This is a genomic window from Halobacillus naozhouensis, from assembly GCF_029714185.1.
Lineage (GTDB): Bacteria > Bacillota > Bacilli > Bacillales > Halobacillaceae > Halobacillus_A > Halobacillus_A naozhouensis.
Genome location: NZ_CP121671.1, coordinates 366005 through 378507, shown reverse-complemented (window position 1 = coordinate 378507; position 12503 = coordinate 366005). Strand labels below are relative to the sequence as shown.

At 42.8% G+C, this 12503-nt stretch carries 13 protein-coding genes; 3 read left to right on the top strand and 10 right to left on the bottom strand.

All coding sequences use genetic code 11. The annotated features are described in order from the left end of the window. Positions 1–26 precede the first annotated feature (26 nt). The 3 genes from P9989_RS02095 to P9989_RS02085 form a co-directional block, all read right to left on the bottom strand. Positions 27–311, bottom strand: a complete 285-nt coding sequence (locus tag P9989_RS02095) for an iron-sulfur cluster assembly accessory protein (protein ID WP_283077193.1) — start codon at positions 309–311, stop codon at positions 27–29. A gap of 147 nt (positions 312–458) precedes the next feature. Next, a complete protein-coding gene (locus P9989_RS02090) occupies positions 459–875 on the bottom strand; it encodes an organic hydroperoxide resistance protein (RefSeq protein WP_283077192.1) in 417 nt (138 codons plus the stop codon). Positions 876–947: 72 nt separating this feature from the next. Continuing rightward, a complete protein-coding gene (locus tag P9989_RS02085; protein WP_283077191.1) occupies positions 948–1226 on the bottom strand; it encodes a YkvA family protein in 279 nt (92 codons plus the stop codon). Between the two features lie 164 nt (positions 1227–1390). Between P9989_RS02085 and P9989_RS02080 the strand changes: the two genes are divergently transcribed. After that, entirely contained in the window at positions 1391–1930 is a 540-nt protein-coding gene (locus tag P9989_RS02080; protein ID WP_283077190.1) for an NADPH-dependent FMN reductase, read from the top strand. A gap of 79 nt (positions 1931–2009) precedes the next feature. Here the strand turns inward: P9989_RS02080 and P9989_RS02075 are convergent, their stop codons facing one another. The 5 genes from P9989_RS02075 to P9989_RS02055 form a co-directional block, all read right to left on the bottom strand. Continuing rightward, a complete protein-coding gene (locus tag P9989_RS02075; RefSeq protein ID WP_283077189.1) occupies positions 2010–2678 on the bottom strand; it encodes a lytic transglycosylase domain-containing protein in 669 nt (222 codons plus the stop codon). 83 nt (positions 2679–2761) lie between these two features. After that, positions 2762–3640, bottom strand: coding sequence for a diacylglycerol/lipid kinase family protein (locus P9989_RS02070; RefSeq protein WP_283077188.1), 879 nt, complete (start codon positions 3638–3640; stop codon positions 2762–2764). 135 nt (positions 3641–3775) lie between these two features. Further along, the gene (locus tag P9989_RS02065; protein ID WP_283077187.1) at positions 3776–5215 is read right to left on the bottom strand and encodes a carbon starvation CstA family protein; all 1440 of its coding nucleotides are present in this window, start codon (positions 5213–5215) and stop codon (positions 3776–3778) included. 139 nt (positions 5216–5354) lie between these two features. Continuing rightward, a complete protein-coding gene (locus P9989_RS02060; RefSeq protein ID WP_283077186.1) occupies positions 5355–6083 on the bottom strand; it encodes a LytR/AlgR family response regulator transcription factor in 729 nt (242 codons plus the stop codon). After that, positions 6074–7825 (bottom strand): sensor histidine kinase, encoded by a 1752-nt coding sequence (locus P9989_RS02055; protein WP_283077185.1) that lies wholly within the window; start codon positions 7823–7825, stop codon positions 6074–6076. Before P9989_RS02055 ends, P9989_RS02060 begins: the two co-directional genes overlap by 10 nt. A 269-nt stretch (positions 7826–8094) precedes the next feature. Here P9989_RS02055 and P9989_RS02050 point away from each other — a divergent pair, with 269 nt between their 5' ends. Beyond that, positions 8095–8877 carry a carbon-nitrogen family hydrolase gene (locus P9989_RS02050; RefSeq protein ID WP_283077184.1) on the top strand — a complete coding sequence of 261 codons (783 nt, stop codon included), beginning with the start codon at positions 8095–8097 and terminating at the stop codon, positions 8875–8877. Between the two features lie 54 nt (positions 8878–8931). On the opposite strand, the gene P9989_RS02045 is transcribed toward P9989_RS02050, so the two are convergent. Together P9989_RS02045 and P9989_RS02040 are read right to left on the bottom strand one after the other, a co-directional pair. Further along, positions 8932–9663, bottom strand: coding sequence for a class I SAM-dependent DNA methyltransferase (locus P9989_RS02045; RefSeq protein WP_283077183.1), 732 nt, complete (start codon positions 9661–9663; stop codon positions 8932–8934). Positions 9664–9831: 168 nt separating this feature from the next. Further along, positions 9832–11163, bottom strand: a complete 1332-nt coding sequence (locus tag P9989_RS02040; RefSeq protein WP_283077182.1) for an FAD-dependent oxidoreductase — start codon at positions 11161–11163, stop codon at positions 9832–9834. Between the two features lie 143 nt (positions 11164–11306). On the opposite strand from P9989_RS02040, the gene P9989_RS02035 reads away from it, so the two are divergent. Beyond that, the gene (locus P9989_RS02035; RefSeq protein ID WP_283077181.1) at positions 11307–12494 is read left to right on the top strand and encodes a pyridoxal phosphate-dependent aminotransferase; all 1188 of its coding nucleotides are present in this window, start codon (positions 11307–11309) and stop codon (positions 12492–12494) included. The last annotated feature ends 9 nt before the right edge of the window (positions 12495–12503 follow it).

Genomic DNA, 12503 nt, shown 5'->3' with positions numbered 1-12503 from the left:
AAGCTACTGTGCAAACAGTAGCTTCGTTAACAATCCTTTTCAGGCAGCCCAAACATCTGAAACTTAGGACCCTCCATAGTCTGTTTCCCATCAATGATAAGCTCATTTGTTAGATGAGTAATCCGTTGATCTATGGCAACAGGGATCGAATTAATATGATGAAGTTCATCATCTGCTTCAGGTTCGGCTAACGTTAAGCCTATATCTGGTTCACCACACCCGAATCCAGCGAAGAACAAACGTAAACAACTGGCTTCTTCGTCTTCAAGTAACTGGTCAAGGAGATGACAAGCCTGATCAGTTATCTTCATAAAATCGCCCTCACTTTCACCTATAACCTACCACAGATACCTATCCAATAGGAAATCATATTACTCTACGTCTTTCAAATAAGCTTTAACTGCAATAAAAACAGGCTTCAGGAGAATTATCCTGAAGCCTTGGAGTTTTTACAAAAGTTATACTGCTTTAGCATTAAGTTCTACATCGATATTTCCTCGAGTTGCTTTAGAGTAAGGACAAACCTGGTGAGCTTCTTCCACAAGTTCTTCCGCTTCTTCCTGGGAGACTCCCTTAAGGCTAACGTTCAACACCACTCCTACCTTAAAGCCACCATCTGATTCATCTTTTAACAAGCTGACATCAGCGGTAATTTCAGAATCGATATCCTTTTTTTTCTTACTCGCAACCAGATTAAGGGCGCCATCGAAGCAAGCTGAATAACCCGCTGCAAATAGCTGCTCTGGATTAGATCCCTGCTCATCCCCACTGCCTGGCTGTGCAAGATTTAAATCAATTAAACCATCATCAGACTTAACGTGACCTTCACGTCCGCCTTTTGCTGTAGCATGTGCTGTAAACATTACGTTACTCACTATCAATCACTCCTCGATAATTAATCTCACGCAATTTATATGTTCCTCAAATGACTAACTCTTAAACATTTGTTATTCTTCTATTCGATACTCTTTTTTCAAGGAATCGGGAGCCATCTTGACAATTTGCTGTAAAATAAAAGTCAGAACTGCTATATCATCGACCAGACCGAAGACTACTAAGAAATCAGGTATCACATCCCAGGGGAATAGGAGGTAGCCAAGCATAAGTAAAATAGCTATCACTTTATTCCCGTTGGCGATATCCGGTGATCGAAAAAATCCAATCAAGAAAGGGATCGATCTTTTTATATTAAATAAGAATCGTATTCTTCTCCATATCTTTCTCATAGAGCTGCACCTCTTATTGATGATTTATTATACTATACCCTCTTCCCAAGACCCTTTACTCAATCAGTCACAATTGCTTATTTAAAACGTATGATTTAACATAATGGTTGAAAGTTTAGTGAAATCGTGCCCATTCATGGAAGATTAAAGGGGAGAAGCAGGTCATGAAGATTCTTTTACTTAACGGAACTATTGTTGGAACTAAAACAAAAAGTTTACTGGACGAAATCCAAACCTATATAAGCAAGCTCCATAAAGAGTATGACACAACTCTCATTGATCTTAAAGATTTTGATATGCAGTTCGTCGATGGCCGGCCAGTTGATCAATATAATGAGGATATGCAAAAGCTGATTCATGAAATGGAGCATGCAGATGCTTACGTTATTGCTACACCTATTTTCCAGGGGTCCATTCCCGGAACTTTAAAAAACCTTCTCGATGCCATTTCACCACTGGCGATGCGATATAAGCCTGTTTCCATAGTAGCGAACGGCGGAACATTACAGCACCACTTAGTTATTGAAAGTCAACTTAAGCCTATTCTTGACTACTTCCGCTGTCTTGTCACTCCTAATTATGTCTATACCCATACCAACCATTTCTCTGCTGATGGAGAACTCATCGACGAAGATGTTCATCACCGACTCGAAGAGATGACAAAAGTATTCGACCAATACATTCAAATGAGTCATAGAATCTAAGAATGGGAGTTGCTTTCTCATAATCCTATTTTTATGAAAAACCGCCCCACGCTTCATATCAGCGTTGGGGCGGTTTTAGTTAAGCATATCCTAATACTTTATCTACATAATTCTGTGTCTCTTCAAACGGAGGAACACCACCATACTTATCAACGTTTCCAGGACCAGCATTATACGCCGCAAGCGCCAGGGTAGTATTTCCACTATAGCGATCAAGCATTTGCTTTAAATACTTCGTTCCACCCATAAGGTTCTGCCTTGGATCAAACGGGTCAGTTACCCCAAGACCCCTGGCTGTAGCTGGCATTAATTGCATCAACCCCTCCGCTCCCGCATGGCTCACCACATCAGGATCAAAGTTTGATTCCGCTTTAACGACAGAACGGAGGAGACTTTCCTCAACATCGTACTTCTCTGAAGCCTCTTTAATTAGTGCTTCAATAGTTTGGCTCTCTCCTTCTGCAACAGGACTCTGGACAGGAGAGTGAGAAACAGAGGGTGTTTGATCCTTAATATGTACAGGTTGAGACCTAAATGCGTTAAAACTAGTTAACGGTGTTGGCGGTGTTGGCTGGTTATTCTGAGTGACACTGCTATTGCCGTATGGCGGCTGCTGAGACATAATAGACTGTAAAATACTCTGAAAAGCCATATCACGAACTGAATTATTGAATGAGGAAGTGGTGCCTCCACTTAACGTTGACATTGCCTGCATTTGCATCATAAACCGAATTTGTTTAAACTCCATGATTCACCTCATAGATTTGATTAACTTAATTTTACAAGAAGCGAGGTGAACTGACAATATCATCTTCTAATACTATTAAATAACTATTCTATAATAACTTCTATGTGTTGCGATTTAACCAATAAAGTCGCGGGTAGCGGGCCCCCTTCTTCTCCATCTACATTCGTTACAAGGTCCTTCGCCGAGGAAACTTTTAAGTTCTGAGCTGTAAAATACTCCACACCTTTTTGATGCCTTAATTCTCCTTTTAACATGGAAGTGGTGATCGATGCTAATTGAATCGCGTTCGCTTCCTTTACAATATAGCAATGCATGACACCGTCATTGACTTCAGCTTGGGGAGCTAACTGTTCGAAACCTGCGGTTGAATTTGTTAAAGCCGCAAGGAACAGGAAGGCGTCTCCTTCCCACACTTGTTCATCATGTTCGATATGAAGAGGGTAAGAAGGGGTTGAAGCTAATGTTTTTAATCCCTCCATAATATAGGCCAGGGGACCAAATTTCGTCTTTTGTTCTGATGTTACTTCATAACTTGCCTCAGCTATGGCGCCAATGGCCACAATATTAACAAAGTAATAATCATTCATACGGCCGATATCTACCTTTTGAGTACGATCAGAGGTTAAGATTTGAATGGCTTCCTCAGCTTCTAGTGGAATATTTAGAGCCCGGGCAAAATCATTTACAGTACCTAGTGGGACCACACCAAGTTTCGGACGGTGACGCTGGTCGACCATCCCGTTGATTGTTTCATTAAGTGTCCCATCTCCTCCGAGTGAAACAACGAGCTCGAATTCATCCCGGCAGGCATTTTGGCAAAATTTCATAGCATCAAGTTCTTTCTCAGTTTGAACCGTCTTTATTTCATAACCTTTCTTCCTTAAAAGTTCCTCAATTTGGTCCACGTAATCTATCGCTTCTTCTTTACCTGAAGAAGGATTAACAATCAACATAGCTTTCATCGTGATGCCTCCTGTGTCATTCAATTCCCTTCTCTTCTATTTATCTCATACCCTATCACTACCAAGTATATTCCCACGGTTAAAATAAAAAACCACCAGGCTTACTTGCCTGGTGGCTGAGACTTCTGTGGCCGATTAAGCCGATTTCAACTCTTCTTCGAGTGGTATGTTTTGCGACAGGCCACGTCTTGCAGCTACAAAGAAAGCTGTAACAATGATAGCAGTAATTACCGCAGCAACCATATAGGAGATATTTAGTGATAATCCAAATCCTATTGGTGCATTAAGGATATATGTGAACGTTGCCATCGTCATGAATGTTGCCGGGATAGCTGCAATCCAGTAATTTTTTCGTGCTAAGAATAAATACATAGCTCCAACCCACAAGGCAATCATTGCAGTGGACTGGTTCGCCCATGAGAAATATCTCCATAGCAGCGTGAAATCAATTTTTGTTAGAGCGAAAGAAATCACGAACATTGGTACAGCGATCCATACACGGCTCATTACTTTCTTTTGCGAAACTTTAATGTAGTCAGCAATAATCATACGCGCACTGCGGAATGCTGTATCACCCGAAGTGATTGGCAACACGATAACACCAAGAATGGCAAGTGTACCGCCGATCGCCCCAAGCATCGCGACAGACACCTCACTCACAACAGCTGCCGGACCACCGTTAGCAAGCACTTCATTCAATCCTGTTGGACCATTGAACAGACTCATCGCTGCCGCAGCCCAAATCATTGCAATTATTCCTTCAGTAATCATCATTCCGTAGAAAATCTTACGTCCTTGCTTCTCCTGCTGAGTCGTACGAGAAATAATCGGTGTTTGCGTAGCATGGAAACCGGATAAAGCCCCACACGAAATCGTCAAGAATAACAGCGGGAAGATTGGTGCGTTATCTGGATGCATATTCGTAAATGTGAGTTCGGGAATCGGTGCTCCAGTGAAGATTAACACTCCTCCCACCCCAATGGCACTAATTAATAATAGAGCTCCAAAGATGGGATAGAGTCGTCCAATGATTTTATCAATCGGCAGTAAGGTTGCTAGCAAATAATAAGCGAAAATAGCTAGCAGAATAACAGGCATTGTCAACCAGCTGCTCGTCATACTATGAAGCAGGTCAGCCGGTGCTGTTACAAACACCGTACCTACCAACACGAGTAGAAGAATAGAAAAAGCATTAACCACATGCTTCATCACTTTGCCGAGAAACTTACCAGCAAGTTCCGGCAAATGGGCACCACGGTTCCGAATCGAGATCATTCCGGTTAAATAATCGTGAACGGCACCGGCAAAGATCGCTCCAAAGACAATCCAAATAAAAGCCACTGGCCCGTAAAGAGCGCCCAAAATCGGCCCAAATATTGGCCCAACCCCAGCAATGTTCAACAACTGGATTAATGAGTTCTTTTTATCAGACATAGGCAAATAGTCCACGCCATCACTGTGTGTGTATGCAGGAGTTTGCCGTTCTGTATTCAGGCCAAAAACCTTTTCAACATATTTCCCATACGTAAAATATCCGATAATTAATAGTGCAATACTAACAATAAATGTAATCATGTTGAGTTTCCTCCCTACTATGTTTTGTAATCGTTTTCACCATCATAGCAAGGAACCGCTTTCATCGAAGCAGTTTATGTTTAACATGTTACATATGTTGTATAACATGTTGAAAATTATGTCTATCATACACTAAAAGTCACAACTCTAGTTGTTTTCTCAAGTCTTTAACATAGTTACGGCTAACCGAAAGTCTTTCTTTATATCCTTTTAATTCCAGCTGATAGGCACCATTAAACCAGGGTGTAAGCCGGTCAACGTAATCGAGGTTAACGAGATAGCTTTTGTGAATTCGGAAAAATGAAAAAGGCTCCAGCCGTTCTTCTATATCCTTTAACGACCATTTTGTATCATGAACCTTGTTTTTTCCAACGACCTTTGTTAGTCGTCCTTCCCGGAACACATATAAAATGTCACCGGGGTCAAGGTAACTGATTTCACCATCTTCCTCTACAGCTAATTTCGCAGGCGTCTGGGCTTTAACTGCTAAATCACTGCTTCCAATCAGTTTCTTCTCCAGCCGTTCGACTGCCTCGGATAACTGGTCCTCATCAAATGGTTTAAGCAGGTAGTCAACGGCTTCATGGCGAAAGGCTTCAGCGGCAAAATTGGAATAAGCAGTTGCAAAAACAATCTCAGGAACTTTCTTTAATCCCTGGACTGATTGAGCTACCTCCATACCATCCATTTTCGGCATTTCCACATCTAGAAACAAGACATCAGGCTGCAATTGGATCGTTTTCATTAATGCCGCTTCACCTGAGTCGGCTTCCCCGATTACTTCAATAGAAGGATGCTTTGCTAACAAGTAAATGAGCTCCTCCCGGCTGAATCGTTCATCATCAACCACCATGACCGTCATCCCCATGCAGAATCCTCCTCTCTTTTTTCGAATAGGAAAAAGGAAATTTCCGTACCTTTGCCTGGTTCACTGGTAATATTTAAGGCAGATTGTTCTCCATGCATATGCTTAAGACGTTTATTGACATTGTATAACCCTAAACCAGTTCCTTTTTCAGACTTTACTTCCTGATCTCCGAGCGCCTTCAACCGTTCCGGAATAATACCGGCTCCATTATCGATGACAGATACATGTACGCCTTCTCTCACACATTTAATTTGAATGATAATTGTACAGTTTTCTTCCTGATCCTTAATGCCGTGTTTGATACAATTCTCAACTAAGGGCTGCAGAGTTAAAGGGGCTATTTTCACATCCAGGGCCCTATCTTCCACCTCATATTGCACATGTAATTTATCAACGAATCGTGTCTCTTCGATAGTTAAGTAGGATTTCACATGCTGTAGTTCTTTTTTCAGAGATGTCCATGTTCTTGTCGTTGATTCAAGGTTTTGCCTGAAGAATTTGGACAGAGCAATCAATAATGCCCTGGCTCGATCAGGCTCTGAGCGTGTAAGGGAAACGATCACATTTAATGAATTAAAAAGAAAGTGTGGATTTACCTGAGCTTGGAGCGCCTTCACTTCAGCTGCCCTGGCTAGGTCCTGTGCTTTCTCGGCTTCTGCGATCTCAAGCTGCTGACCAAGCAAAGCACTCAAACCTTGAATCAATTCAAGCAGCACGTTCGACACTTCTTTTTCAGATTGGACATAAAACTTCAACGTCCCAACGACTTCATTTTTTCGATTGAGTGGGGCGATAACAGCAGCTCCGAGAGGGCAGTTCGGATCACTGCAGTCGATATCTTCATGACGAGCGACAACGAGCTCTCCTGTTTGAATCACCTCTCTAGTTGCACGCGTCAGGATCATTCCTCCAGGAAGATGATGGTCGTCTGCCTGTCCAACATGGGCCAGTATTTTATGATTGTCCGTCATCGAAATCGCCCGAACTTCCACTTCATTATATATAATCCGGCAGGCCTTTTGCGCGGAAACTATCGTCAAGCCTTTACGCAAATGCGAAATGGTGGATTCCGCCAGCTTAAGAGCTCTTTGAGCCTGAATCGCTCCGGCCTTCTCTTCCTCATTTAATACATTCCGAATGATAAGCAAGAACAGAGCCGACCCGACCCCGTTTGCCACAATCATCGGTAAACCAATCTCCTGTACCAGCTCCCACGCACGAGCATATGGTTTTGAGATGGTAAGAATAATCCCCATCTGTACTGTCTCTGCAAGCGCCCCGATCATTAACGCCGTCTTCAACTTAAGCGACTGATTTTTTTTGTGAAAAAAGCCGGCTATCAGACCCGCTATCACTGCGGAGATTCCACATGCAAATCCTGTGAATCCACCAAGGGAAAACCGATGGATACCAGCTATCAACCCCGCACCCACGCCAATCCGGTAGCCGCCAAACAAACCGGCAGCAACAATTCCAATTACACGGGAATTAGCAAGAGCTTCTGATTCGCCGAGGTTGATGGCCCAGCTGCCATACTCAAATGAATTAACGTTATACGTAATGCCTGTGTATGTACCGATGATCCCAAACAATCCAAAGAACACGATCGCCATATATTGCTGAGGGCGATCAAGTGTCTTTTGGTCGATCAGTTCACGAAAAAAGCGAAAACGAGTAATAATAAAAGCGACGGTTACGATAATGCCCAAACGCTCAAGCATCGGCAAAAGCAGCTCAAACATAGATCCTACGCCCTCTCCTGTTAAAAGATTATGCTACTATTGTAGCATGGTTATAAGCTTTTAACACAAAGTGACCCGCACAACGCAGGGCCGTTCGGCGTTGAAACATGCCCTCGATCGTAGTGGAGTAATTCGATGTTGGCACGTGTCTTGCGCGTGGATGTGGCTATCTTTATGTATGCTCATCCACGCGCAACTTTTTTATAAATTCCTGGAAGGGAACAAATATTGAGGAATTTTTGGTACACTGAAAAGAAAGAGGTGAAACGATGACAACAAACTTGGCTATTATTCAAATGGATATCGCTTTTGGTAATCCTGCACTGAATCGAAAACATGCACGGACACAAATAGAAGAAGCAGCCACCCACGGCGGGGAAGTCATTCTACTTCCTGAGATGTGGACGACAGGTTATGATTTAAGTCGTTTTGATGAAATCGCAGAAGAACTTGACGGGCCCGCCCATCAATTAATGATGGAGTTGGCGCAACAACATAAGGTAACGATCGCTGGTTCTATTGCCGAACGTGATGGGGAGGATTTTTACAACACTTTCGTTGTCTATAATGAATCAGGTCAGCGCTGTTTGAAGTATCGAAAAGCCCACTTGTTCCGACTGATGGATGAGGAAAAGTTTTTAAGATCAGGGAACCAACAGGGGATTTTTCAACTAGGCGATACTCCTGTAGCTGGTGTGATCTGTTATGATATCCGCTTCCCAGAATGGATTCGTACGCACATGCTTGAAGGAGCCCGTGGATTGTTTGTTACAGCAGAATGGCCAAAGCCAAGGACTGAGCATTGGCGGAGCTTATTAATCAGCCGCGCTATCGAAAATCAGTGTTTCATCATTGCCTGCAATCGTGTGGGGGCTGATCCTAATAATGAATTTGGCGGCCATTCACTCGTGATTGATCCATGGGGGACGGTCGTTGGTGAAGCTGGTGAGGAGGAAGAAATATTAATCGTAGAAGTTGATTTCTCTAGAGTAGAGGCGATCCGGGAACAAATTCCGATATTCCAGGACCGCAGACCCGATCTCTATAAGTGATGCAGCGCAATATTACGAAATTCCGCCGTTGAGGTCCGTTTACCGCGGGCCTCTTTATTTATGACAGGCAATGATAAGGAACAAAGGGATACGCATCCGTCGCTGATACTCCCCTTCATTAGTAAGCTGCCCTCTTTTTGGTGCACATTCACTTATATCTTCTATTGTAAATCCGGAAGCTTTTATTACCTTGAAGTAGTCTTCTAAGGTACGATGATATTTAACGACTTGCTCCTCGATCCACGGTTCCACTCGCTTACCCCCATCAAAATAATCATCAACTATCCAATTTGTCCTCCTTGGGGATTGCACAGCGCTTGCTTGTGAAGATGTTAATACGGGGTGTTGGACGCTAAAAATAAACCTGCCATTATCACGAAGAGCCTGATGAATTTGCTCGAAAATAGGTTCGAGTTTTTCTATGTAATGGAAAGACATTCTTGAAACGATCAAATCATAGTGGGCCGAAGGATAATTCCACTCCTCCAAGTAGGAATGAAATACGCGGCCTTTCAATCCATTAAGACTCTCCGCTGCCTGCTCTGCCATATTACGTGAGCCTTCCACTCCTTCGTAAGATGAGCATCCTTTTTTGAGAAGCTCCACCCCAAACCGGGCGTCACCACACCCTAGATCAAGAATCTTTTTCTGCCCCACCTCCCCAAGTAACTTTATAAAAGCTGGGTGTTCCATAGTATTATTCGGACTGTCTGCTCGGTTTCTTCTTGATAAGAAACGGTTGAAGAAGAACTCCTCATCATAGGCTGATGGACCCTTATATTCCATGTGATTCCTCCATTCGTTTGTCCTGAAAACACCGGAAATTTCGGTCGTGCAAGGTAAGCCTACTGTAAATTTATTTTATCATACGCACTCTACTAAAGGTATATATTTCCAAAATAAAAACCTTTAAATTACTTCATCAAGTATATACGGGGTGGCAGCAACTACGTTTCACTTTGCACGGCGGGCAGCTTGCTGAATCGGGTCCCACACACTGTTATAAGGCGGGGAATAAGAGATATCCAAATCGACAAGATCATCGACGGTCATCCAATGATAAATCGCTGTAGCCAATACATCGATTCGTTTATCAACACCTTGGCCGCCGATAATCTGACCACCAAGCAAGCACCTTGATTGTTCATCGTAAATCAACTTCAGAGTCATCGGATCTTCCTTAGAATAATATCCGGCTGCGTGTGTAGATTCGATTTTCACTGTTTCGTAAGGGATATGTGCTTCCTTTGCTTCCTGTGAGGAAATCCCGGTCCGGCCAAGCGTCAAATCAAAGAACTTCAGAATGGAAGTACCCACAATTCCTTGAAAGGTTCGACGGTGATCCACCATATTTAATCCTGCAATTCGACCTTGTTTATTTGCATGTGTTCCAAGCGGTACATAATCTGGTCGCTGCTTCACGCGATGAAATTGTGTGGCACAGTCTCCCGCGGAGTAAATATCCATGATACTTGTTTCCATAAAGGCATTGACTTCAATCGCCTGATTATAACTCGTATAAATGCCTGTTCCATTTAAAAATGATGTATTTGGAGCTACCCCAACCGCAGCCAGAACAAGATCAGTCTCATATTCTCCTTTATCGGTAATCACACTTTTTACTTTTTTATTCCCGTTGAACCCTTCTACAGATTCACCAAGTAACAACTCGATCCCCTGCTTCTCAGCTTCTTTATGAATTAATTCGCTCATGTCTTCATCAAAAATTTTACCTAAACGGTTTCCACGATCAATGATGCATATTTTCTTTCCAATCGCAGCTAAATTCTCAGCCATTTCTAAACCAATATACCCCCCGCCAATAATAGCCACTTGATCTACTTTATCTTCTAATCCATCCATGATGTTTTTTGCGTCAGGGATCGTTTTTAATGAGTAGATACCTGAAAGATCCTTTCCTTCCCATGGTGGCATGACAGGGTCTGCACCAGTAGCTATAAGTAAACGGTCATATGACTCTTTAAACTCTTCGCCATTGTTATGATCGATCCCGTAAACGACTTTGTGGTCACAGTCCACTTTTGTAACTTCATGAAGCTGTCTCGCATCAATTCCATACTTATTACGGAACGTCTCCGGTGTTCTGGCAATCAAATCATCAAAGGAATCCACTTCTCTTCCGAATATGTAAGGCAGACCACACTGACCATACGAGTAGATTTCACCACGTTCCAACGTAACAATTTCATTTCCTTCACTGTTACGGACAATTTGCATCGCTGCACTCATACCAGCTGCGTCTCCGCCAATAATAACAAACTTCATTCCAACACACTCCTTCTGCTCATCTATCTTATTTATACCCCATTTCACCGTTCAGCAAAATCAAAGCTGCTTTACAAATTATACTTCACACGTTAAGATAAATTATTAGACTTTTCAAAAATATCTTTTAAAGGTGCGATCTTATGAAATCATTCCCTCAATCAGAAACACTAAAGAGGCTTCCTAATCAATTCTTTGCAGATCTTATGAAAACATTAAATACATACCGCGAACAGGGATATGATGTGATTAATCTCGGGCAGGGAAACCCTGACCAGCCAACTCCGGAACATATCGTTCAGTCGTTACAAAATGCCAGTGAAAATCCGGACTATCATAAGTACCCGCCATTCAAGGGATATGACTTTCTAAAAGAGGCTGTGGCCGATTTCTATAAACGTGAATATGACGTAGAAGTAGACCCCACGTCCGAAGTAGCGATCATGTTGGGCAGTAAAGCTGGCCTTGTTGAGCTGAGTCAGTGTTTTCTTGATCCGGGAGATGTTGCGCTCGTTCCTGACCCTGGTTATCCAGATTATTGGTCTGGTGTTGCAATTGCTGATGCGGTCATGAAGTCGATGCCGCTCCTGCAAGAGAATGACTTTCTTCCAGACTATGAGCAATTGGACAACGACACCTTGGACAAAGCTAAATTAATGTTTTTGAACTATCCGAATAACCCATCAGGGGCTGTCGCCTCAGAGGAATTTTTCAAAGAAACGATTGATTTGGCTGATAAACATGATATTTGTGTCGTTCATGATTTTGCTTATGGAGCTATCGGCTTTGATGAACATAAGAAGCCCTTGAGTTTCCTGCAGATGCCTGGAGCAAAAGATGTCGGGGTTGAAATCTATACAATGTCTAAAACGTATAACATGGCAGGGTGGCGCGTAGCCTTTGCTGTCGGGAATCCGAGCGTAGTTGAAGCCCTTGAACTCATTCAGGATCACTACCATGTGAGCTTGTTTGGCGCCCTTCAAGAAGCAACGGCAACAGCTTTGCTTGAACCTCAGGATTCTGTCAGGGAATTACGTCAAACGTATGAGGAAAGAAGAGATATTTTAGCAAAAGGATTTGAAGAGTTAGGCTGGGATTTAATGCCTTGTAAAGGGTCATTTTTCGTATGGCTGAAGGTCCCTGAAGGCTATTCCTCCCAATCATTTGCTGACGCCCTGCTTGATCAAGTTGGATTATTCGTGGCGCCAGGTGTTGGTTTTGGCACCTATGGGGAAGGGTACGTCAGAATTGGTCTGAACAACTCAAAAAAAGACCTTAAAGAATCTATCAGTCGCTTCAAAGAATTCCAAAAAAAGGAGTCAGAGCACTAGCTCTCTGAC

Coding starts and splice junctions, on each gene's coding strand:
- P9989_RS02095 (WP_283077193.1), bottom strand. CDS start 311: ATGAAGATAACTGATCAGGCTTGTCATCTCCTTGACCAGTTACTTGAA.
- P9989_RS02055 (WP_283077185.1), bottom strand. CDS start 7,825: ATGTTTGAGCTGCTTTTGCCGATGCTTGAGCGTTTGGGCATTATCGTA.
- P9989_RS02080 (WP_283077190.1), top strand. CDS start 1,391: ATGAAGATTCTTTTACTTAACGGAACTATTGTTGGAACTAAAACAAAA.
- P9989_RS02060 (WP_283077186.1), bottom strand. CDS start 6,083: ATGGGGATGACGGTCATGGTGGTTGATGATGAACGATTCAGCCGGGAG.
- P9989_RS02035 (WP_283077181.1), top strand. CDS start 11,307: ATGAAATCATTCCCTCAATCAGAAACACTAAAGAGGCTTCCTAATCAA.
- P9989_RS02075 (WP_283077189.1), bottom strand. CDS start 2,678: ATGGAGTTTAAACAAATTCGGTTTATGATGCAAATGCAGGCAATGTCA.
- P9989_RS02045 (WP_283077183.1), bottom strand. CDS start 9,663: ATGGAATATAAGGGTCCATCAGCCTATGATGAGGAGTTCTTCTTCAAC.
- P9989_RS02050 (WP_283077184.1), top strand. CDS start 8,095: ATGACAACAAACTTGGCTATTATTCAAATGGATATCGCTTTTGGTAAT.
- P9989_RS02085 (WP_283077191.1), bottom strand. CDS start 1,226: ATGAGAAAGATATGGAGAAGAATACGATTCTTATTTAATATAAAAAGA.
- P9989_RS02040 (WP_283077182.1), bottom strand. CDS start 11,163: ATGAAGTTTGTTATTATTGGCGGAGACGCAGCTGGTATGAGTGCAGCG.
- P9989_RS02070 (WP_283077188.1), bottom strand. CDS start 3,640: ATGAAAGCTATGTTGATTGTTAATCCTTCTTCAGGTAAAGAAGAAGCG.
- P9989_RS02065 (WP_283077187.1), bottom strand. CDS start 5,215: ATGATTACATTTATTGTTAGTATTGCACTATTAATTATCGGATATTTT.